We start from the raw sequence: 23,536 nt of genomic DNA on the forward strand, positions 1-23,536 counted from the left end.
CTTATGCATTCCCGCATAAGAAATCACTAGGTAATTACGAGATCTAGCGCAGAAAACACTTATTTTTTACAGAAGACAAAAAAAATCATTACTGTTGCATATGTAGGTCATTACCTACACGCTTGAGTGTCTTCGATATCAATTGTTCTGGTTGTTCTGCCATCGCTTGATCTTCACCGTGTTCTAAGTAAGACAATGATATGTGTTTGTCGTCTTTCCATTCGAGTTTCGACATTTGAATTCGATCACCAACAAACACACTATTGATCAGTACAACACGACTTGGTACGGGGTCGAACTTAAACAAGCCCAGGTAATAAAATGCCCCTGAACCTTGTGTCGTCACAATCACTGGTGCGGCAACCCATGTAGTCTTACCAATCTCTCGCTTAGCAATAAAATCAGTCGGTACAAGCACAGAGCCTTTCGTCGCACCAGCATCATAATCCCCTTTTAAGTAGCTATGCTCTTTGTCCCACTCTTGCAAGAAAGTGACCGCCCCTTGCTCTGGGACTTGGACAGTCCATGGGTTTCGTGACTGAATGCCCAATACCTCTTCAACGATTGGGTTGGATTGAGTCTGCACTTGGGGGAATTTCGCCATGATCTCATCATCTGAGAGACTGAAGCGATATATACCAGCGATGATCACAACAGCAAGCAAAACAATCGGGATAAGAAGAATGAGAGGAATGGGTAAGATTCTTTTACGAGCCATGAAGACTTCCTTGTGTTTTTGTTCTCTTAATTATGCTCGAAGTATATACCAATTCACCCATGAAGACCTCAACGCCTACTCGTTCGATTTGACTCAAGTGTTTCAAAATTAAACTAAACTGTTTGATGAGCAACCAATTGGGGACAACGATGACAAAAATCACCCACTCTTGTGAATGCGCCTGTGGTCTAGTTCAACTGCGCTGCACCGCAGAACCTATTCGTACTTCCGTCTGTCATTGCTTTGAGTGCCAAAAACGCACGGGAAGTGTATTCGGCGTTCAAGCCCGCTTCAACAGAGACCAAGTCATCCTCGATGGTGATGTCACTAGCTATACTCGTGTTGCTGACTCAGGTCATCAAGTTCAATACGAATTCTGTCCAGCATGCGGCACGACAATGCGTTTGAAGCTATCAGATGCTCCCGAGTACGCCGTGATTCCTATGGGGTTATTTAACGATAAGGAGTTTCCAGAGCCTACTGTCTCTATTTATGAGCAACGAAAGCACGGCTGGGTGAGCTTTGATTGCACTATGGAACACATTAGCTAAGCATCTCTTTCAACAAACATGGCACTAAACAATCTAAATTCAAGAAAAGCATTCAACAAAAGTTGAGATTTTATTGAGAATGATCAACCGAGTTTTCGCAGAAGTACTTTCGTTCCGCGCTATGAGCGCTATAATCTGCCCCTAACATTTGGTGAGGTTTTATTGTGATTTCCAGACTTCCTCGTTGGGTGGAATATGGCGCGTTTTTGCTTGCTCTTCTCGCAGGCTGCGTCAATGCCGTGGGTCTCCTAGGCTTTCAACATCAAGCGATAACACATCTTTCCGGAACCGTAACTCAGCTAGGGAACAGCTTATTAACCGATGCGGACAGCACTATTCACCTGCTCTTCATCGTATTTAGCTTTTTGATTGGTTCAGCGTTTAGTGGGTTCTTTATCGAAAGCAGTGCACTTAAACTCGGTCGTCGCTACGGCGTTGCACTCTGTATTGAAGGCAGCCTGTTACTTCTCAGCTTAGGCTTCCTAGTTCAAGGCAATGTTTATGGTCAGTATCTTGCTTCTGCTGCGTGCGGCTTGCAGAACGCTATGATCACCACCTTCAGTGGAGCAGTGGTTCGAACAACACACATGACCGGAATTATTACCGATCTCGGCATTATGATTGGTGAAAGCTTGCGTGGTCGCCAATTTGACCGTCGTAAAGCCAAGCTGTTTATCTTTATCTTCTTCGGCTTTTTGTTAGGTGGCACTGCCGGAGCAATGCTGTTTAATTCGTTTGAGCTTTATGCATTAGCGTTCCCAGCGATTTTAGCTTTCATCATTGCTATCGCTTACTGGAGTTATCTTTTCCTTATTAGTCGTAAACAAACTGCTTAATGCGATTGTGGCGGTTTAAGCATTTGCCTTAAACCGTCTCCTCTTATTCTTTTCTTCATATTTATCTTTTACTTGAAAGACGCCACTGGCTGATCGTAACCAGTGTTTTATCCTTCAAATCCATAAATTGAGTAGTACTACTAACAGAAAACATCGTGATCGCCTTGAGATCCTAATCACATTTGCTAGGCTTTTTATTGCTCGAGTCACACTGTGCTTCATCATAGTCTGTTAACAGCGGCTCACGTGCTACAATTTTCTAACACAGGCAACAAATTCATATACAAGATTCTAGTTAAGTACAGTTTGACCATAAAAACGGCTGAATAACTAGATGTATTTAATGAATAGTATTGCAATGGATGCAGTTTGCGGGTAACCTCCGCACACTGTGATTAAATACGGATGTTTAGTGAATATTTATGTCATGGAATATGGCGAGTATTGACTAGTAGTAACACGAGACAAAACATGCATAACAACACCAATGCTGCTGAAGCACCTAAGGGCAACTTTTGGATGTTCTTCATCCCATCCCTAATCGGTCTTCTACTTTTCATGGCACCAATTTCTTACGATGGTGGCCTGACAATTCCTGTCGCGGTAATGGCAAAAGTCATTCCTGCAGTTCTTGGCGATACCTTAATTGCTATCGTAACGGCAATTGTCGCTTTCATGGCTCTAGCTTCTGTTCTTTGCAAAATTTTTAAGCCAGCAGCAATCCTACGTAATGGTTTCTTAAACGGTCTATTTAACCCTTCCCCACTTTGGTTAATCGTTCGACTATTTGGTGGTGCAGCGGTTCTGATGACGTTCTTCCAAGTGGGTCCTGAAGCGATCTGGGAAGAGAATACTGGCGGTTTAGTTCTGACTGGTCTTCTACCAACACTGTTTGCAGTATTCATTTTTGCAGGTCTACTGCTTCCTCTACTGCTCAACTTTGGTCTGCTTGAGCTATTCGGTGCGCTACTAAGTAAAGTGATGCGTCCGGTATTTAACCTTCCAGGTCGCAGTGCAATCGACTGTATGGCTTCTTGGTTAGGCGACGGCAGTGTGGGTATCCTACTGACAAGCAAACAGTACGAAAACAACTTCTACACCCAGCGTGAAGCCGCAGTTGTAGGTACAACTTTCTCTGCAGTATCTATCACGTTCAGTTTGGTTGTTCTTGCTCAGGTTCAATTAGAACATCTATTCCTGCCTTTCTACGGCGCAATCTGTTTAGCAGGTGTTATCGCGGCTATCATCATTCCTCGCCTACCGCCATTGAGTCTAAAGAAAGACCGCTACATGGATGGCAGCGAGCCTAAGAAAGACGCAGACGCAGTACCTGCAGGTCACACAACTTTCTCTTGGGGTATGGACCTTGCGCTAAAACGCGCTGGCCAAGTGACTTCTGTACAGTCGGTATTTAAAGAAGGCGTACATAACGCAATCGACATGGTCTTTGGCGTACTTCCTGTCGTTATGGGTCTAGGTACAATGGCATTGATTATTGCTGAATACACATCGGTATTCGAAATCCTAGGCCAGCCATTTATCCCTTACCTAGAACTACTGCACATTCCGGAAGCAGCGGCTGCGTCTCAAACGATTGTAGTGGGTTTTGCAGACATGTTTATTCCAGCGATCCTAGCGGCTTCAATTGATAATGAAATGACGCGCTTCGTGATTGCAGCGATGTCAGTAACTCAGCTTATCTACATGTCAGAAGTAGGTGCACTGCTTCTAGGCAGTAAGATTCCGGTAAACATCGTGGAGCTGTTCGTTATCTTCATTCTACGTACGTTGATTACGCTTCCTGTTATTGCCGGTGTTGCTCATCTGATTTTCTAAAATCGCATTTTTTAACAAAGGCTCCGCATTGTCGGGGCCTTTTTTGTATTTGTCGTTCACCTTTGTTATTTCCGTTCCAACTTCGCTCCCCCTTCCTGACAAGAATCAATATAAAGATATCTAACTTTCAACACAAAGTTATAAATATCACTTTAAATTCATTAATTTAAATGAGAAAAACAATCTCGTCAGACTTGTTTATATAAGGCTCAATGATACTATTCTTATGTTTTTAACAGTTTAATGACGAAGTCTTACAAAGAAGATCAATCTCACAACTTTTGAACACGATCTGGCAATTGTTAAGAAATTAAACAAATCGCCTTCAGGTTTCTGACATATCTGTCGATAACAAAATTACAAACACAATAATGTGTTCACTTCTGCCGAATGTACCCAATAAATAAGAGGTACAAGCAGAGTAAACCAGCCGGGAGACTCGAGAGGGAAAGTATGAAATTCAGACATAAAGTTGTCACCGCCTCCTCAATTTTATTGCTTGTGACTGTGGCATTGCTGTCGACACAACAAGTTATGACCATTCGTTCGCAGATCGAAGAAAACATCGACACGAGCGTGAGTGAGATCCTATCTAGTGTGGGGAACACGGTAGAATCTGAAATAAGTGCAAAGAAAGAACTCGCTCAATCCATGACCGAGATTCTAGAAATTAATCCAACTGATCACGACTACGTGAAAGAAGTGCTTGAAAAGCCAATGCCAAAATCAAGCTTCTTGGCAATCGGTTACGCGTACGACAATAACGGTTTCGTGATTGAGAACGATGACAACTGGGAAGCGACACCTGATTACGATCCTCGAGTTCGTCCTTGGTTTGTCTCAGCAAAAGCACAAGGTAAGCTTGTCGTCACCGATCCCTACGTGGATGTTTCTTCTAAGAAAGTGATCATCTCTATCGGTACCCCAGTTCGCGAAGCTGGCCAGTTTTTAGCAGCCATGTTCTATGATTTGGAGCTAACAACCCTTTCTGACTTAGTCAACCAAGTAAACCTATTCGATGCGGGTTACTTATTCCTTGTGACCGCTGACGGCACAACAATTGCCCACCCAGAAGCAAAGTACAACGGTGAAAAGCTATCTAGCTACCTCCCACAAGTCGAGCTAACGTCAGGTGCTCAACATATCGAGATGAACGGCGACAAGTATATGCTCAGCCTAACTCACATTCCGAGTGAGAACTGGTATGTGGGCGCGGTTGTTGATGAAAGCATTGCTTACTCAGCAATCGATACTCTACGTAACAGCGCCATTATTTACTCTTTGATTGCCGTAATTGCATCAATTATCGCGCTTACTCTTCTTATCCGCACCTTAATGCGCCCTCTTGATGAGCTGAACAGTGCCATCCAAGCGGTTGCCTCAGGCAAAGGCGATTTGACTCAACGTTTGGACACCAATACTGACCAAGAATTCTCTGAGCTCGCAAAAGGCTTCAATACCTTTATGGAGAACTTGCAGCATCAAATCATCGAATCGAAAAGCATTTCTGATCAGATCTTAAGTGGTACGCAAATCACCGCAGAAGGAGCGAAAGATTCCGCCGTAGCGATTCAGACTCAGCTGCAAGAACTTGAGCAACTCGCAACAGCAATGCACGAGATGTCAGTGACGGCGACAGAAGTCGCTAACAATGCGCAGGGTGCAGCAAGTGCGGCTAAAGAAGCGGACGATGCGACCGTGCAAGGATCTTCCGTTGTAAATGAATCGACTGAAACGATCAACCTGCTTTCAGACAGCATCGACCAAGCGGTCGAAGAGGTGCAAGGTCTTGAGTCGGCGACAGCAAACATCGAGACGATTCTTAAAGTGATTAACGACATCGCAGACCAAACTAACCTACTGGCACTAAACGCAGCGATTGAAGCTGCACGTGCGGGAGAGTCTGGTCGTGGCTTTGCCGTTGTTGCGGATGAAGTTCGAACACTGGCACAGCGCACGCAAGAATCTACTACAGAAATTCGCAGCATGATTGAACAGCTTCAATCGGGTGCATCTTCTGTTGCAAGCGCAATGCATCAAAGCAAATCTAGTGCCGTAGAGGCCGTCGAGAAAGCTGAATTTGCGAATGGCGCATTACAACGTATTCGTGATGCAATCCAACGCATCTCAGACATGAACCTGCAAATCGCCTCCGCTGCCGAAGAACAAAGCTTGGTTGCCGAAGAAATCAACAACAACACAGTCAACATAAAAGATTTATCGACTCAAGTTGCTGACTCAGCAAACCGCACTAATGAAGCCATGCAAGCACAGCATGACGACGTTCGTAAGCAAGATGAGATTTTAAACCGATTCACGGTATAGCCTCTCCTCTTAACGAACCACAATCTTCACCAAGCAATAGCAAAACAGCGAGCCAAAGTGCTCGCTGTTTTTTTGCTTGCTTACAAGACCACATGTATATAGCGATCTTTCGAGCGCTTGTAAAAAAAGTCATCCACTTTTAGGTAGGTAAAATTGCCAATCTGAATATAGGTGCTACGTGGTGGAATGTGTTTGTAATGGTAGTAGTGATGCTTCGGTCGCTTGTGCTTCACCACCACAACCTTTTTGTGTTTATGCTTATGTTTGTGCTTATGATGATGGTGGTGATGCCCGTGATGATGTCCGTGTTTGTGGTGATGTTTAGGGTGTGCGATTGCTTCAGCACTGAACATCCCCAAAGAAAGCATCATTCCAACGACTGTGAAAGAAAATCGCTTCGACACTCGGTTCCCCTTTACTTTATAACTTGTTAGTCATCATAAAGAGCGTGGTTGCAAGCCATGTCAGCCTGTGGCGAGACAGTTTCACCTCAAGGTCAAATATCATCACGATTTATCAGGCAACGGTCAGGCCATACACGCAGCTGATGCAGCACTAACAATTCCGCACAAAAAAGCCGCTTGCCCAGTGATGGACAAGCGGCTTTCTAAATTCAATTGCTGTTTGTTCGTAGAGTCGATTTATACCGCTTGAGCGAACAGCAAGAAACAACCGAATAGGAAGATCATGCTCATACCCATCGCACCGCCACCAGCTTCGTACACACTGTTGTCTTCTACAGGTACACGACGCACTTTCATGGTCATCGATAGCGGAACAAACACCGCTAGGAATACAAGGATGATGCCTGCGTAGCTGAGGATCGCTAAGAAGTGCTCTGGAGCAAATACCGCGCCAAGCAACGGCAGAATAAACGTAGTCACGAATACCACTGGCTTACTTGCTTTTAGAAGGTCTGCATTTTGGTCGTAAAGCGCCATTGCCACACCCAAGAAAGACGTCAGCAGTGCCAAACCAGTAAACATAGAAAGAATGAACTCAAGACCTGTGTACTGCTGACCAAGAACAGAGATCAACTCAGACACGTTTGAGAACTGGATAAGTTCGTGTGGTGGCAAGTTACCCACGACTGCAAACAACCACAGTAGGTAACACACAAGAGGGATCGTCGAGCCCACAATGATCATGTTGCGCAGTTGGTTTTTACTCGCTTCTTTGTTGTAAGTCACCAAAGAAGGAATCACGACCATGAAGCCAAAGCTTGTGAAAAGAACTGAGCTTTGCTTGATCAGTGCCATTTTGTCGGCGTTCACTACTTCACTTAGACCTTCAAACGATACGTTTGGAGCAAGGGAGAAAAGCGTCAGAATCAGAGCGACAATCATACCGATAAACAAGCCACGGTTGAGTTTATCAACGACACCTGTACCTGCTGATACAATAAGACCGACAAGAACAGTAAAGCCAACTTGGCTCGAAATAGTAGAAACAGGAATGCCCATTGATGCAGTGACTTTCTGTACAAGATCGCCAGCACCAATGATGTAAGCCATTAACAAACACACAAGTAAGGCGTAAAGAAGACCATTCGTTACAAACTGACCGCCTTTACCAAGGGTTTCACGAGCAATCGCGTTCATGCTAACGCCACCACCTACTTTACAGCTTGCTTCCAACAGAAGAAGTGCAGCGTAAGTTGTACCCGCCCAGATGAACAGCATAAGAAGAGTGCCCCAAAGGAGGCCGAATTGAGCAAGCACCATTGGTATAGCAAGCATACCAGCGCCAAGAGCAGTACCTGCAACGATCAGGGAGCTGCCGACAAGTTTTAGGTTCACGGTTAATACCTCTAAATTTAATCCGTTTTAGTTATCACTTATCGCGGTTTTGGTTAGAAACGCGATCAACAGAAATGTCCCCGCCTTACGTCACTGAAATTCAGATCACAAAAAACAACACACGCAGGTTCGACTCTGCAAGCGCATTTGTGTGTAAGGGGAATCATTTCCGAGCAGAGTTTTGATTCACGGAACGTCTTATTTTGGGTTCGAAGCAAAATCAGCACATCCTTTTTCGTCAATCCCATTCTCTGCTAAATGGATTTGGTTCGAGAGGATTGTAAGGCATAAATAGGACGATTGAAAAGCAAAAGCTCCATCTTATAGCCATATATTTTAACAACTATCGGTAATTGCAACGGATATGTTGCAAAGTAGCTTGTTATTTAGCCTTTTGTTGTCTTGGCGAATGGAACTTGAGCGTTCAAGCTCATTTTTGAGGTGTACATGAAAATGTACACTTTGTTGGAAGGCATTAGAATCGCAGAACATAGCCTAGATTCAGCAATATCGTTATTATTCGCTACGTACCGACACGATTCGGTTCACATACCTCTAAACACTGATTTACGGTTCGAAGCTTTTGGTAAATGAGTGTTCTGAATGCTGGGAGTGGTTCCCCAGCATTTATATCCTTTCTATTAGATTCCTTTATGTCCCCTAAGCACAATTGATGATTTTGCGCACATATCCGCTTACCTACTATGTCGCCTAAGAATCAGAGTTCGTTATCCAACGCATCAATAATGTATGTCATGGCTGCAATGCCCATATCCGCCACTGAACGCTCCATCGGACTCAGGTTCTCATAGGTTTGCTCCAATTCTGCTTGCTCAATATAACCTCGATGCAAGAAGAGCTCTTTGTACTTCATTAGTCGTTTCTGCGATTCACGTGTGAGCCAGGTTACGTCCAATCGAATATCGCAGCTGCGATTACGAATCTCAGCAAGCAGTTGTTCTAAAACGCATTGCATTTTGCGAATGCCTACCTTGCCAGAAATTGATTTATAAATCTGATGTTTTTCCATTTTCTGAAACTAACTGAAATTACGTAAATTTTTTGTGGAACGTCATTCTTATCGCTATATCAATTTGGGTAAATACGGGGTGGTTAAACTGGTCCGTTTATTGCGTGCTTCAGGACAAAACTGTCCTTTAAGGAGCTCTTATGCATGTAGACCCACTGATTGAAGTGCTGATTACTCGACGAAAAGAGAAAGGGATGTCGCGTGAACAAATGGCAAAAGTTGCGGGGATGAGCGAAAAAACCTATCAGAGAATAGAGAGAGGCGAGTCGGATTTGAAACTATCCCAATACCGTTCGATTTTACGAACTCTCAACTTAACGGATCTGGATATCGCTCTGGATGCAAGAGGTGTCAGTAATATCTCATCAGAAGATGTTGCCTCTGCAGCAAGGTTACTGTCTCCAGAAGCACAATCTTTACTGACCAAGCTAATTTTTTTAGTGCTAGAGCAACAGAAAAACGATAACAAAAAGTAGTGCTCTAGACTCAGGCCCTTAACAAAGCTAAGGTGAACTAAACTTAAAGATTAGAGCTTCGGTACTCCAACCATGGGGGAAAGCATTATGAGAAGCATCTGGGTCATGATCACCGCCATTCTCTGCTTGCTGGGAGCAACAAGTCTGTCTGCACAACCGCAAGTGAAACCCGCGGTAAAGCCGATCACGCAGCCGGGCAATAAACACGATTTGCGACCAGTTAATCGCCCTCATAGGCCCATCAAGCCACCCCACTATAATCGGCCACCTTATTACCGTCCGCCCTACTACAGGCCACCCTATTACCACCGACCACCTTACGTCGTTAAGCCACCGCGCTATCATTCGTCGTTTATCTATGTGAGACCGGGGTATTGGTATCCACCCTATCGCGGACGTTATTACTATTATCATAGCGATCTCGTTGGCATAGCGACCTTCGCCATCTTTGCCGGCATCACCTATGCAATCGTTCAAGACTCGTATTACCGCAGGAATGGAGACCGCTATGATTACGTCCGTTACCCGCCAAGTGGCAACTACACGATTGTGAATGGAAACACCATCACGACGTCTTCTTCAACGTCGTCAAACTATGCGTCATCGTCAGGGCAAATTGTGTCTTCTTCGCCAAGTTCGAATACGCCGCGAGTCACGCACGTTGTTCCGGCGACAAAACCTGAGCCTAGCCCATACAAACTCGGAGAGATCGTAGATTCACTGCCTCACACGAAAGAAACGGTCGTCGTCGACGGACAGAGCTATTTCAAATACAAAAATACTTGGTTTGCGCCACTCAGAGCCGAACGTAAGTTTGTTGTCGTAGAATCACCGTTGTAGTGCTTTATGTGTACCCCTAAGCGAATTAAACCCGCACACCGCGGGTTTATGTTTCTTTGTAGATAGCAGTTTGAGTCGCTCGCTTTTCAATAGAGCGCTTCGAACTCTGGAATCCTCGCCTTACCTCTCAGCAATAAGAAGTTCAAGAATCGGCTCGTCGATGTAGTGAGTATCTTCTCTTCTTCCACACCATGTTTTTCCAGCAAAGCAATTGCTAAGTCTAACTTGGAGATCTCTTCACAGAAGTGAGCATCCGACCCTGTACTGAAGTAAACGCCAATTTCTTTACCCAGCTCGACAATGCGATCACAACGGGAATCACTGCCCTTGCGGCTTTTGCCTGTCAGAGATGTATTGTTAACTTCAATTGCAACATTGTACTCTTTAGCACAGCGCAGCACCTGCTCCATATCGAATGGGTAATTTGGGTTACCTAGGTGACCAAGAACATCCACTCTGCCGCTTTTAATCGCATTTATCAGAGCGGTGGTATGCTCAGCTTCGGTTGCGGGCTTGAATACGGGTTCATGAAAACTCGCAATCACCCAATCAAGATGTTGGTCAGAGGACGGTGGTAAGTCTATCTCCCCTTTCACATTCAGCGTGTTGGCTTCTACGCCACGGAGAATACCTACATCGTGTAAAAAGCGGGGCAAAATTCTTTGATTGTTGAAATACCAGTAGTGAGGGGCTCCTGGCATCTCGGGAGCATGATCGGTGGTACAAAGAAGTTTTAGCCCCTTATTCTTAGCAGACAATGCGTTCTCTAAAATGGTGCTGTAAGCATGTCCACTGGCAATAGTATGGGTGTGGCTATCAATCACGATATCCATGGTGACCTCCTGGGATTGTGGACGAACTATCGAATTTCGAACGAACCGTTTTGATTGAGAAACAGCGATAAGTCAGCAGGAATCGAATGATTCAACACTTTATCAACGTTGACCGCATCTGAACGCAAGTAGAACTCCAAGGCGGCTTCTGGGTCTGTGCCGCCACGAATCTTACGATTGACTAAACGCTCTTGTAGAAACTCCGCTTGAGTATCAATAAACACCGTAAAATCAGCCAAGCGATGTAGTTCTTTCCATACTGGTTCATCAAGCAGCAGCCAGTTGCCCTCGACGACAACAATATTGCGGTTAACCTGAATGGCATCATCAACCGGATCATGCAGGTTGCGGTCGTAGTAAGGCCATTTGCTGTCTTTCACTTTAAGCTGTTTCAGCTTATCGATAAGCTCGGTGAGATTGAACGTCTCGTAAGAGCCTTTAATGCTGCGCAGAGGAACAATGTCGCCATTACGTTCAATGGTGTTGCTGTCGAGGATTTCATTCGGGTAGTGAAAACCATCAAAAGGTAGAACCTGAAGTGGCTCTTGGCTTTCATCTTGCTCAGAGAGGTGTTCCCAGAACGCAGCAAGGGTCGACTTACCGCTGCCTGGAGGGGCACACAAGAACACGACAATGCGTTCCTGTTTCTCATGATATAGACGGGTAAACTTTTCGATAAGAGGTTGATGGATTCGCTTTACGTCGGCATCGGGAAAGGTAGCTTCGGTTTCAAAACCGCTGACGTTTAAATTCACTTTCATGGTGAACCCTTATTGATTGATCTCCCCTTCGATTCTTTCTATCAACATTTCACACGACAGCTTCAACACTGTTTTGATGAGAGATTCGTATCTCATTTGCGAAAAGGACTCAAACGAAGAGAACTTAAGCTGATTGATCGACTCAAGATAAAAGCTGTCTTGCTGAGAAGAGAGTACCGCTTGGTTTTTGATGAAGTCGTAAATCACGTCATCCGCGAATTCGACTTTCTCCGGTTGGCTAACCACGTACTCCAAGACCTGATCGTACAATCCGATATCGGCGTAAGTTTCCAAAGAGATTTTGCCCATCGCAAACATCAGCTTCGATACCACATCGGTCGTCACCAACGGACCATCTTCTTTCAATAAAGGTTCCACAGCATACTCCTTCACAAGGTCGTCTTGGACGAACACACTCGGAAGTAATGCTTTTAACTTGAGGTTAATTATTTTGTTAGAAACCTGAAGAAACGCAGTCGCATTTTCGCACTCGTCCAGTTTCTCCAGTAATTCGTCTTCACGTGACAACGTATTATGACCTCTCCATTATGTGGCAGCGCAAAGGCTACCACACAAATTCGTTGCAACTAAACCGTTAAGCTCACGTCATAAAACTCAAGTAACGCTTTTTCTGCATGTGCGTTCCACACATAGTTATTCGCGTTCAAAATTGCGTCTAATTCGGCGAAGAACGGGTCTTGGTCTGCCAACGATAAGAAATCATCAATCGCGGTCAACGGCAGGTCAATGTGTGGGTAAATCAACTTCTTACCACCCGGGATATCGAGCTGATTCAGAATCGTATGTGGCGCAGCTTGCAGACCACCAACATGGGTGATCATGAACGATGGATTGATCTTACCTTGTGAAGACAAGTCGATAGATTCCACCATATCACCGGTCGAGCCACCAGATGTGCCAACAATGTGCGTTGATTCGTAATGCACGTTGTAGAAGTTAAACGGTACTTTGAATTTTTTATCGGTAGGGCCTGCGAAGAAGTTCAAGCAGCCATCGTTGCCCAACAGCTCATCGGCTTGTTCTAGCACCTGCGATACCGCTGCATACACCATCACGTCGTCGTAGCCTTTGCCATCGTTCAGCGCTTTCAGATAAGTCACAGGATCATCGACTTGAGCTGTATTGACGTAATGCAGTTCGACGCCTTGTTCTTTTGCTTTTTCAACCGGGATTAAGCACTCTGCTCGGTCTAAGCGCGCAGCGTCGATGTCTGTCACCACAATCAGTTTTGGCTTCACAGGTCCGTTAATCGCGTAGTCAATCGCGCCAATGCCCATTGGGCCAGCACACGCAAGTAGCGCTAATGCTCCGCCCTCTTTGATGCCCATATCGTGCTCGTACACGTATTGCGTAGTGTGGTAACTCGCATGGTAAGCACCGATGATGCATGACATTGGCTCAGCCAAAGACGCATCTGCAAAGTAGTCACCGTGGTAAGGCAGTACACAGCCTAAGTCGATAGCAATTTTAGGAATGATGGAATACGTTGCGTTGCCGCCAAAGGTTTCGTAGCTGTAACCCGCCGAGTAACCAGTAGGCAAACCCATTGCTGGTTGTAGAACAAAGTAATCGCCTGCTTTGTATTGGTCTTTTAGGTTCTCACCGACTTCAACAATCACACCTGCGTATTCATGACCCGTCATCACTGGCACTTCATCGATGTTCTCAGGTACGCGTTTGTGTTTACTACCTAACAATGCCGCTTTGTAAGTGGACAGGCAAATGCTGTTTGAAATGTTTTTAACCAGAAGTTCATCGGCTGAAATGCTTGGCAAATCAAAGGTTCTTAGTTGAACGTCTTTCTCGCCACAGATAACCGCTGCCGTTGTTTGTACCATGATTTCTCTCCTAAATGGGGCGGTAGGTGCCACCCCATACTGCATTGTTAGGCTGGTTGCTCAGTCGCGACCGCTTGTTGCTTAATCGTATCCATCAGCTCATTGAGCGCTGGGTCATTGAGGAAGTTCTTAATCGTTACCACCGGCAAGCCTGTTGCTTTAATGGCTCGACTTTCTAAGCTTTCGTGTGTCACGACAATGTCGGCTTCACTTGGGACTTTTTCGATGGCGAAGTTCTTCACTTCAATATCAATCCCGGCTTGAACTAACTTGCGTTTGAAGGTTGAAGCACCCATCGCACTTGAGCCCATACCCGCATCACAAGCGAATGCGACAAATGCAATTGGTTTGTTTACTTCTTGTGTTGCAGCAGCAACTGGTTTGATTGTGCCTTCCGCTTTCATGTCTTTCATATCAGAGACAGACTGTTCAAACTCGTCTTCTTTGTCTTCTGCTTTGCTCATCTTCAGAATCGCACTTGCGACAAGGAACGAAACAATCGTTGCAGTTGTGACGCCTGCGATGGTCGCTAGGAAGCTGCCTTTCGGAGTCAGTGCTAGGTAAGAGAAGATTGAACCTGGACTTGGACCTGCAACCAAACCTGCATCAAGTAAGTTAAAGGTTGCGATACCTGTCGCTGCACCCGCAATCATTGCCAAGATCATGATTGGCTTCATTAACACGTACGGGAAGTACAGCTCATGAATACCACCGAAGAAGTGAATGATGATGGCACTTGGCGCAGAACGTTTGGACAGACCCTGACCAAACTTCGCGTAAGCCAGCAGCATACCAAGACCCGGACCTGGGTTAGATGCCACCATAAAGAAGATTGATTTACCTGTTTCAGCGGCCGCTTGCAGACCTAGTGGGTAATAAATACCTTGGTCGATAGCGTTGTTTAGGAACAGCACTTTCGCTGGCTCGTTGATGATCGCAAGCAAAGGAAGGAATCCCGTCGCCACCAAGGCTTCGATGCCTGATTTCACAAACAAGTTTGCCGCTGTTACTGCTGGGCCAACAATCTCGTAGGCGAACAGGCACAGGATCATGCCCACAATACCTAGTGAGAAGTTGTTCACCACCATCTCAAAACCAGAAGGAATGCGGTGTTGGATTCGCTTATCCATTTGCACCACAACCCAAGCACTGAGTGGGCCCATGATCATCGCGCCAACAAACATTGGGATGTCCGCACCAACGATAACACCCATGGTACCGATGGCACCGGCTACCGCGCCGCGTTTATCACCAACAATCTGACCGCCGGTATAACCGATCAACAGTGGTAATAAGTAAGTGATCATTGGACCAACAAGTTCCCCAAACGCTTCGTTTGGCATCCAACCTGTTGGGATAAAGAGTGCAGTAATAAAGCCCCAAGCGATGAAGGCTCCGATATTTGGCAGCACCATAGCGGTCAAATGACCCCCGAAGGCTTGCACATTGGCTCGCATGTTTGCTTTCACGTTATGTTCCTTTTAGTATGCTTTTATTATGTCTAGCACTTGTTCCTTAGATGAAGCTTGTGCCAGTTTTGCAATGTTCTCTTCGTCCACAAACATCTCGCTCAGCGCTTGAATCACCTCAATGTGGGTATCAGAGTCTTTTGCAGCTAGGGTAATAAGAATGTTGGCAGGACCAAGGTCCGAACCAAAATCAACTGGTGAAGGGAAAATATGAATGCCCAAGCCCGTTTTTAGGACACCGGTTTCTGGGCGAGCATGTGGCATCGCCAGTCCAGGACACAACACATAGTAAGGACCATTTTCTTCGGTCGATTGGATGATGGCATCCGCGTATTGCTGAGAAACGTAACCTTTGTCTTCTAGGTATTGCGTTGTCTTTTTAACTGCGTCTTGCCATTGGTAAGCGCGGTCATTAATAACATCTACTAGTTCGTGGTCGATTAATTCATACAGCATTTTTAAACCCTATCAACAGTTCGGTATCGATGGGTTAATTATCAATAAGAGTCGTAGAACCGCGCAAGCACGCCTCTTTTGTGCAACAAATCACAATTAAATGGCTGTCAATTTGTTTTAATGAACGTAGCTCAAAAATAGATGAAGAAAGTTAGCAACAAATTTTCTTTCAGCAACATGTCAATAGGCATAATTTGAACCTCCGCACCTATCCAAACATTTCTAGAAATTCGCAATAATATATCTTGATCACATTACGACTCTTGACTCGCCATTTATCGTGATTAAATTCAAACTTCATTTTCCACTAATTCGGCGCTAGTGAGTTTCAAACAGGGATAATCATCACACTTGTTTGTTAAAAGAAATCGAAACGTTGCTTAGTTTCAGCATAGAGCGAACAGAAGGCCGGAAGAGTAAAGACACAAAAAACCCGCCGAGTGGCGGGTTTAAAATGAAATGCGTAGTATCGCGCTTACGACTTATGACGTTTTGCCACCAGCGTAAACTTGTAGTCAGTCGATTTAAAGTAGTTGCGGCTATATTCAAACACCACATCTCCTTGTAAGAAACCACGCGTGCGCTTTTCAATGATCGGCTCGGCCGGATCAATATCTAGCAACTCTGCAATGTCTTGCGGTGGCAATACCGGGATGATTTCTTGCTCACTGCGATCAATCACCATGCCCTTCTCTTTCTCGATAAAGTGGTACTTAGAACCTTGCATCACTTGGTAGGTGAGGTCTGGGAACATGTCTGTCGGCAGCCAAGTTTCTTCTACCGTGATTGGGTTGTCATCAAGGTAACGAACACGTTTCACGTAAAAGACTTTGTCATCTTCATTAATGTTCAGCGCATCAGCCATCGTGAGCGATGCTTTGGTAATCTCGAACGCGACCACATCACTGTGCGTCACTGCATTTAGGTGCGCCCACTTCTCTGCAAAGCTGGTCTGCTGGTAAATATCGTAGTTAACCTTGTTCTCTTTCACATAGGTACCACTACCTTGCACACTCTCCAGTTCACCATTTTCAATCAGCAATTTTAACGCTTGGCGAACCGTGACTCGGCTACAAGAAAATTCTTCGCGTAACTGAGCTTCGGTAGGAAGAGCGGTTCCTACTTTGTATTCGCCATCGCTGATCTTCTCGCGAATCGCATCCGCAATCTGGCGATACATTGGCAGTCTTGCCATGTTTACCTCTATAAAAACAATACAAATGACCATTCAAGTGAACTTGTTTGAGACAACTCAAGAACCGAGCACACTGGAGTGAACTATCATTGCAAGAAAGACTTGGTTTATGGGCTCTATAATACGAATTCAGGTCAACATGACAAGCACTTGTTCGCATATCGGCATACAAAAACAAGCCAAAACAATACAACAGTAATACATATTTTAATTCAACTGCGATCCTGATCACGGATCATTTGTATTTAAAAGGTATTATTCACATCATTGTTGAATGCACAACAATGTCGAATGTGACAATGGGACAAAAGTTATGAAATTAACCTCTCTTACAAACCCATCGCTGATAAACCTACAAACGACGTTCGAAAGTCGTGACGCAGCGATTCGTGCACTTGCCGACCAGCTAGACCAGCAAGGCAAACTGCATAACAAGGAAGAATACCTACAAGCAGTGTTTGCTCGTGAAGAGCAAGGCCCGACGGCGCTAGGCGAAGGCTTGGCAGTACCGCACGGTAAGACAGATGCAGTAAAAGAGGCGGCATTTGCCGTAGCCACACTAAAACAAGACTTAAAGTGGCAAGGTCTGGATGAAGACGAAGACGTAAACCTGATCTTCCTAATCGCAATTCCAAATGCGGAAGCAGGTTCAACACACATGCACCTGCTGACCGAACTGACCACAACGCTAGTGGATGACGATGTTCGTGAAGCAGTGTTAAATGCTACAAATGTAGAACAAATTTTCGCTTTGCTTGATGGTCAAGCAGAGCAAGAAGAAAAACAAGACCAATTAGATACAAATGCACCAACCATCGTTTGTGTGACGGCTTGCCCTGCGGGTATTGCGCACACTTACATGGCAGCAGAATACCTAGAGAAGACAGGTAAGAAGCTGGGTTACAACGTGCATGTTGAAAAGCAAGGCGCAAACGGTATTGAAGATCGCCTGACTGCTGAACAGCTCAACAGTGCAACAGCGGTCGTTTTCGCAGCTGAAGTGGCAATCAAAGAGTTAGAGCGTTTTGACGGTATTCCTCGTGTAGAAGTGCCAGTTGCTGAGCCGATCAAACACTCTGAGCGCATTCTTAACGAAGCAGTTGAAGCAGGCAAAGCAGGTAGAAGCGCAGACGCTGCAGTTGCAACCAACGACAAACCGAAGAAGCTACCACTTAAAACTGAACTAAAACAAGCACTGCTATCAGGTATCTCCTACGCAGTTCCTCTTATCGTTGCTGGCGGTACCGTACTTGCTGTTGCCGTGCTATTGGCACAAATGTTCAACCTACAAGATTTGTATGCAGAAGAAGGCTCTTGGTTGTGGATGTACCGCAAGCTAGGTGGTGGTCTACTGGGTACATTGATGGTTCCTGTACTGGCGGCATACACCGCTTACTCATTGGCAGATAAACCAGCGCTTGGTCCAGGCTTTGCCGCAGGTATTGCAGCGAACCTTATCGGCTCTGGCTTCCTTGGTGGTGTTGTCGGTGGTTTGATTGCTGGTTACGTCATGCGTTGGGTAAAAGAAAACGTACGTTTAAACCCTGCGTTCAACGGCTTCCTAACCTTCTACCTATACCCGGTTATCGGTACTTTGGTTGCTGGCTCATTGATGCTGTTCGTTATCGGTAAACCTGTTGCTTGGCTAAACCAAGGTTTGACTGACTGGCTAAACGGCATGTCTGGCACCAATGCCCTACTTCTAGGTGCAGTAATTGGTTTATTCGTATCGTTCGACCTTGGTGGTCCAGTTAACAAAGCCGCTTACGCATTCTGTCTGGGCGCAATGGCAAACGGTGTATACGGTCCATACGCTATCTTCGGTTCGGTGAAAATGGTCTCAGCTTTCACGGTAACGGCTTCAACCATGCTTGCACCTCGCCTGTTTAAAGATTTTGAAATCGAGACGGGTAAATCGACTTGGTTACTTGGTCTAGCGGGCATCACTGAAGGTGCGATTCCAATGGCTATCGAAGACCCAATCCGAGTTATTGGCTCATTCCTACTTGGCTCTGTCGTAACAGGCGCAATGGTGGGTGCTGCTGGCGTAGGTCTATCGACTCCGGGGGCTGGTATCTTCTCAATCTTCCTACTACACGATGCAGGTCTGGGCGCATTCACTGCTGCGGCAATCTGGTTTGGCGCTGCGCTGATTGGTGCAACTATCTCGACCATCACTCTCATCATGTGGCGAGCACACGCAGTAAAAAAGGGCAAATTTGTCACTGAGGCTGCTGCTCAGCCATAACCCGAATCACTCATAGATTCGCTCAACACAAACTTTGGGCGTGGGATTTCTGCGCCCTAAATATTCGTCGGCAAGCATAAACGCCGCAAAAACGAATAGAAAACAATCAAATTTAAAACAAATTAACGGCAATTATTGCCTAAGACGGTAAAAGTTATGACTACATCTCGCGTTCATATTACTCCTCACATGCACTGGGATCGTGAATGGTACTTCACTACAGAAGAGTCTCGCATTCTGCTAGTGAACAACATGGAAGAAATCATGACTCGTCTGGAAAACGATCCAGACTACAAATACTACGTTCTAGACGGTCAAACCGCAGTTCTGGAAGATTACTTCGCAATCAAGCCAGAAAATAAAGAGCGCGTACGTGAGCTAGTACAAGCTGGCAAACTGATTGTTGGTCCTTGGTACTCTCAAACGGATACGATGCAAGTATCTGGCGAATCTATCGTACGTAACATGCTTTACGGATTGCGCGACTGTCTAGCGCTAGGCGAGCCAATGAAGATTGGTTACCTACCAGATTCATTCTCTATGAGCTCTCAGCTGCCAGCTATCTACAACGGTTTTGGCATCAATCGCGCCATGTTCTGGCGCGGTTGTTCAGAGCGTCACGGCACAGATAAAACCGAATTCTTGTGGCAATCAAACGATGGCAGTGAAGTCTCTGCGCAAGTACTGCCACTGGGCTACGCGATTGGTAAATACCTACCGCAAGACGAAGAAGGTCTGCGCGCACGTCTAGATAAGTACTTCCCAGTGCTAGAAAAACCGTCGGTAACCAAAGACATCCTGCTACCAAACGGTCACGACCAAATGCCTATCCAAAAAGACATCTTCGAGGTGATGGATAAGCTACGTGAAATCTACCCAGACAAAGAATTCAAAATGAGCCGCTTTGAAGAAGTGTTCGAGCGTATTGAAGCCGAGCGCGTTCAGCTTGATACCATCAAAGGCGAGTTCAACGACGGTAAATACATGCGTGTTCACCGTACTATTTCTTCAACGCGTATGGACATCAAACTTATCCACGCCGAAGTAGAAAACAAGATCGTAAACATTCTTGAGCCATTAGCGTCTATCGCATGGACACTGGGCTTTGAATACCACCACGGTCTAATCGAGAAGATGTGGAAAGAGAGCATGAAGAACCACGCTCACGACTCGATTGGCTGCTGCTGTTCAGACAAGGTACACGCAGAGATCTTGAACCGTTACATCCTTGCGGACGATATGGCGACCAACCTGATCAACTTCTACAAACGTAAGATTGTTGACCACATGCCAGCGCGCGAAGGTTGTGACAAGCTAGCACTATTCAACCTATCGCCATATGCTCGTGAAGAAGTGGTAAACACCACCATCACTATCCGTGCAGAACAGTTCAACCTGTTTGATGAAAACGGCACGCCAGTTGAGTACTTCATCCAAGATCAACGCGTGATCGACCCAGGTAAGATTGACCGTCAAATCGTTCACTACGGTAACTACGACCCGTTCATCGAATACGACATTCAAATCAAGCATACTGTGCCAGCGATGGGCTTCACTACCCTACACATTCAAGCGAATGAGAAACGCACACAAAAAGTGGCAGAGCAGAAAGCTTTCTCATATGAAAATAGCCTGCTAGAGAACGAATTCTACCGCATCAACGTCAACGCAAACGGCACTCTGAACATCTTCGACAAAGAGACAGAGCACCTTTACGAGCAAGCGCTGCGCATTGAAGATGGCTCTGACGATGGCGACGAATACGACTACTCACCTTCTCGTAAAGAGTGGCTGCTGTACTCAGACGAATTCGACGCAGAAGTGAATGTGAAGTACGAAGGTTTCCAATCTGTGGCAACCATCAAGCTGCGCATGAACTTGCCAGAGAACCTACAACAACGTGAAGAGCGCACAGGTCAAAACGGTTACCTAGACGTGAACTGCCAAGTGGTTCTAAAGCAAGGTACACGCCGTATTGAAGTTCGCATGGAGCTGGACAACCAAGCAGACGACCACCGCGTTCGCGTATTAGTACCAACGCCGTTTGTGTCTGAAACCGTAGTAGCAGACAACCAGTTCGGTTTGATCACTCGTCCAACGAACGATCCAGAAATGGCGAACTGGGAAGCAGACGGCTGGAAAGAAGCACCAGTGCCGGTTTACCAGCTAATGAACTTTGCTGCGGTTGAGAACGCACAAGGTGGTATGGCGCTAATGAGCAACGGTCTGCGTGAGTTTGAAGTGATTTCAAGCCAAGGCAATGAAGAGCGTGACACATTCGCCCTAACCCTTCTGCGTGGTATCGGCGTATTGGGTAAAGAAGAGTTGTTGCTTCGTCCGGGTCGTCCATCTGGTATCAAGATCCCGACGCCAGATTCACAAGTACGCGGCAAGATCGTTTGTGAGTTCGCACTATTCGGTTTCGCGGGCAACCACATCGAAGCAAACGTAATGGCAGCGGCGCGTGACAACGTGACTCCAATCCAGTGCTACAACAAGATCCCTTACAACGCGATGAAGCTGAACGTAGGCGAGCAAAACCTACCGTTAACGCACAGCTTGCTAAACAAATCGCTTGAAGGCGCGGTACTGAGCGTACTGAAGAAGGCGGAAGACGAGGATGCACTCATCCTGCGCGTCTACAACCCATCAGAGAGCGAAGTGATTAACGACACAGTGACGTTTGCTTCAGAAGTAACGTCATGGAAAGAAACACAGCTAGACGAGAAAGTGCTACCAAATGAGGTAGACGCAGCATCGTTCGGCACGCTGAAACCGTGTCAGGTTAAGTCTTTCCAAGTGAAGTTCTAATCCGGTTATCAGGATAAGGTCATCAACTAGATAACCCGTCCAAACCGACTCAGGCTTGCTCTAATTGTGGAGCAAGCCTCTCCTCTTCTTTCGTTCCAATCAAGAGAATATCGCCATGCAACACGCTCTATTCAAACTGGACAATGTGATTCAAAACTACGCTTGGGGCAGCCACACCTCGATCCATGATTTATTCGGCATCGACAATCCAGCGAACGAACCACAAGCAGAAATCTGGATGGGAGCTCATCCAAACGGCTGTTCAAAACTTGCTGACACCAAACAACTGCTGTCAGAAGTCATCAACCAAAACAAAACGCAATCGCTGGGTGATTACACTGCTGCACGTTTTGGTGAGCTGCCGTTCCTATTTAAAGTACTTGCCGCTGAAACACCGCTGTCTATCCAAGTACACCCTAGTAAGCACAAAGCGGAAATTGGCTTTGCTCGTGAAAACGAACAAGGTATCCCGCTTAATGCTGCAAACCGTAACTACAAAGATCCAAACCATAAACCGGAGCTGGTTTACGCGCTGACATTTTACAAAGCGATGAACGGCTTCCGCCCAATTGAACAGATCTTATCTCTGTTTGAGCAAGCGAACATCTCTACTCTAGAGACAGAAATCAACGCACTGAAAGCCACACCAAACAGTGAAGGTCTTAAAGTGTTCTTCTCTGCAATTATGTCGTTAGAAGACGAGCGCAAACAGCAGGCTTTGAATGAGCTTTACGCAAGCCTAGAGCGCCCTGCAAAAACCACTATGGCACGAGAAGCTTATGGCTATATTCAAGACTTCCGTCAGCATTACGCGGACGATATTGGTCTGTTTTCGCCATTGATGTTGAACACGATTGAACTGGCTCCGGGCGAAGCGATGTTCCTCCATGCTGAAACGCCACACGCATACGTTCAAGGGACAGGTTTGGAGATCATGGCGAACTCAGACAACGTGTTGCGCGCTGGCTTAACACCTAAGTACATCGACGTTCCTGAGCTTATCGACAACACCATCTTCAATGCAATTGACCCAGAGCAGATAAAGCTCGCGCCAGTACATAAACAAGGCAAGCTTAGTTACCCTATTCCGGTGGATGATTTCGGTTTTGAAGTGATGGTCGTTGAAGGTACAGCAACCACTCAATTCGTGCGCAGCGCAGAGATTTTGTTTTGTACCGAAGGGGAAATCTCGGTTTCTAGCCAAGACGATCACATCACTTTGAAAGCGGGTGAATCGGTATTCGTCTGCAGCAACTCAGTAAAGTACGTTTGCCAAGGTCACGGAACCTTTGCTCGCGCCTTTAACTGATTGGCAAAATGAACTGACAGCTTATTGGATAGCGGCTTTCTGTTATCCAGTAAGCACGCTCCTAACCTAGGTTTGCGCTGATTTTGTCAGTGGTCAGCAATAACCACCTTGTCACGCTCCACTTCGATGACGCTTTTCGAAGGCGAGCAGGCATTTACCGTTGATATTCGTGGTCAACTCCATC

20 protein-coding genes are annotated in these 23,536 nt (G+C 45.8%); 9 read left to right on the forward strand and 11 right to left on the reverse strand.

Annotated features, from left to right (window positions below; genetic code table 11):
* Nucleotides 1–88 precede the first annotated feature (88 nt).
* Nucleotides 89–718, reverse strand: coding sequence for a hypothetical protein (locus tag ITG12_RS21770; RefSeq protein ID WP_038875447.1), 630 nt, complete (start codon nt 716–718; stop codon nt 89–91).
* A 149-nt stretch (nt 719–867) separates the two neighbouring features.
* Between ITG12_RS21770 and ITG12_RS21775 the strand changes: the two genes are divergently transcribed.
* The 4 genes from ITG12_RS21775 to ITG12_RS21790 all read left to right on the forward strand — a co-directional run bounded on the left by ITG12_RS21775 (nt 868) and on the right by ITG12_RS21790 (nt 6,266).
* On the forward strand, nt 868–1,269 hold the full coding sequence (locus ITG12_RS21775) for a GFA family protein (RefSeq protein WP_038875449.1): 402 nt from the start codon (nt 868–870) through the stop codon (nt 1,267–1,269).
* Nucleotides 1,270–1,433: 164 nt separating this feature from the next.
* Entirely contained in the window at nt 1,434–2,105 is a 672-nt protein-coding gene (locus ITG12_RS21780; protein WP_038865287.1) for a YoaK family protein, read from the forward strand.
* A gap of 471 nt (nt 2,106–2,576) precedes the next feature.
* Complete coding sequence (locus tag ITG12_RS21785) at nt 2,577–3,941, forward strand: YjiH family protein (protein ID WP_038865286.1); 1,365 nt, start codon at nt 2,577–2,579, stop codon at nt 3,939–3,941.
* Nucleotides 3,942–4,394: 453 nt separating this feature from the next.
* The gene (locus ITG12_RS21790) at nt 4,395–6,266 is read left to right on the forward strand and encodes a methyl-accepting chemotaxis protein (RefSeq protein ID WP_038875452.1); all 1,872 of its coding nucleotides are present in this window, start codon (nt 4,395–4,397) and stop codon (nt 6,264–6,266) included.
* Between the two features lie 80 nt (nt 6,267–6,346).
* On the opposite strand, the gene ITG12_RS21795 is transcribed toward ITG12_RS21790, so the two are convergent.
* From ITG12_RS21795 to ITG12_RS21805, 3 genes are all read right to left on the reverse strand, one after another.
* Complete coding sequence (locus tag ITG12_RS21795) at nt 6,347–6,670, reverse strand: hypothetical protein (RefSeq protein ID WP_038875455.1); 324 nt, start codon at nt 6,668–6,670, stop codon at nt 6,347–6,349.
* A 237-nt stretch (nt 6,671–6,907) separates the two neighbouring features.
* Entirely contained in the window at nt 6,908–8,065 is a 1,158-nt protein-coding gene (locus ITG12_RS21800; protein WP_038875458.1) for an aromatic amino acid transport family protein, read from the reverse strand.
* A 718-nt stretch (nt 8,066–8,783) separates the two neighbouring features.
* On the reverse strand, nt 8,784–9,095 hold the full coding sequence (locus ITG12_RS21805) for a hypothetical protein (RefSeq protein ID WP_038875460.1): 312 nt from the start codon (nt 9,093–9,095) through the stop codon (nt 8,784–8,786).
* A 140-nt stretch (nt 9,096–9,235) separates the two neighbouring features.
* Here ITG12_RS21805 and ITG12_RS21810 point away from each other — a divergent pair, with 140 nt between their 5' ends.
* Nucleotides 9,236–9,571: a helix-turn-helix transcriptional regulator gene (locus tag ITG12_RS21810; RefSeq protein WP_038875463.1), complete on the forward strand. Its 336-nt coding sequence runs from the start codon at nt 9,236–9,238 to the stop codon at nt 9,569–9,571.
* 87 nt (nt 9,572–9,658) lie between these two features.
* Complete coding sequence (locus tag ITG12_RS21815) at nt 9,659–10,411, forward strand: hypothetical protein (protein ID WP_081634900.1); 753 nt, start codon at nt 9,659–9,661, stop codon at nt 10,409–10,411.
* 86 nt (nt 10,412–10,497) lie between these two features.
* Here ITG12_RS21815 and ITG12_RS21820 read toward each other — a convergent pair whose 3' ends face one another.
* From ITG12_RS21820 to ITG12_RS21850, 7 genes are all read right to left on the reverse strand, one after another.
* On the reverse strand, nt 10,498–11,244 hold the full coding sequence (locus ITG12_RS21820; RefSeq protein ID WP_038875467.1) for a phosphatase: 747 nt from the start codon (nt 11,242–11,244) through the stop codon (nt 10,498–10,500).
* A gap of 26 nt (nt 11,245–11,270) precedes the next feature.
* A complete protein-coding gene (locus ITG12_RS21825) occupies nt 11,271–12,005 on the reverse strand; it encodes a nucleoside/nucleotide kinase family protein (RefSeq protein WP_038875469.1) in 735 nt (244 codons plus the stop codon).
* A 9-nt stretch (nt 12,006–12,014) separates the two neighbouring features.
* A complete protein-coding gene (locus ITG12_RS21830) occupies nt 12,015–12,533 on the reverse strand; it encodes an MltR family transcriptional regulator (protein ID WP_038875471.1) in 519 nt (172 codons plus the stop codon).
* A 59-nt stretch (nt 12,534–12,592) separates the two neighbouring features.
* Nucleotides 12,593–13,864 (reverse strand): zinc-binding dehydrogenase, encoded by a 1,272-nt coding sequence (locus tag ITG12_RS21835; protein ID WP_038875473.1) that lies wholly within the window; start codon nt 13,862–13,864, stop codon nt 12,593–12,595.
* 47 nt (nt 13,865–13,911) lie between these two features.
* On the reverse strand, nt 13,912–15,333 hold the full coding sequence (locus ITG12_RS21840) for a PTS mannitol transporter subunit IICB (protein ID WP_102848030.1): 1,422 nt from the start codon (nt 15,331–15,333) through the stop codon (nt 13,912–13,914).
* A gap of 12 nt (nt 15,334–15,345) precedes the next feature.
* A complete protein-coding gene (locus tag ITG12_RS21845) occupies nt 15,346–15,789 on the reverse strand; it encodes a PTS sugar transporter subunit IIA (RefSeq protein ID WP_005425097.1) in 444 nt (147 codons plus the stop codon).
* A gap of 475 nt (nt 15,790–16,264) precedes the next feature.
* Nucleotides 16,265–16,984: a GntR family transcriptional regulator gene (locus ITG12_RS21850; protein WP_020194774.1), complete on the reverse strand. Its 720-nt coding sequence runs from the start codon at nt 16,982–16,984 to the stop codon at nt 16,265–16,267.
* A gap of 313 nt (nt 16,985–17,297) precedes the next feature.
* Here ITG12_RS21850 and mngA point away from each other — a divergent pair, with 313 nt between their 5' ends.
* From mngA to manA, 3 genes are all read left to right on the forward strand, one after another.
* The gene (gene mngA / locus ITG12_RS21855; protein ID WP_038875518.1) at nt 17,298–19,232 is read left to right on the forward strand and encodes a PTS 2-O-a-mannosyl-D-glycerate transporter subunit IIABC; all 1,935 of its coding nucleotides are present in this window, start codon (nt 17,298–17,300) and stop codon (nt 19,230–19,232) included.
* Nucleotides 19,233–19,388: 156 nt separating this feature from the next.
* On the forward strand, nt 19,389–22,043 hold the full coding sequence (gene mngB / locus ITG12_RS21860) for a mannosylglycerate hydrolase (RefSeq protein ID WP_038875475.1): 2,655 nt from the start codon (nt 19,389–19,391) through the stop codon (nt 22,041–22,043).
* 115 nt (nt 22,044–22,158) lie between these two features.
* Entirely contained in the window at nt 22,159–23,352 is a 1,194-nt protein-coding gene (gene manA / locus ITG12_RS21865) for a mannose-6-phosphate isomerase, class I (protein ID WP_038875478.1), read from the forward strand.
* The last annotated feature ends 184 nt before the right edge of the window (nt 23,353–23,536 follow it).

Origin of the sequence: Vibrio sp. ED002, from assembly GCF_023277445.1 — a bacterium.
GTDB classification, from domain to species: domain Bacteria; phylum Pseudomonadota; class Gammaproteobacteria; order Enterobacterales; family Vibrionaceae; genus Vibrio; species Vibrio jasicida.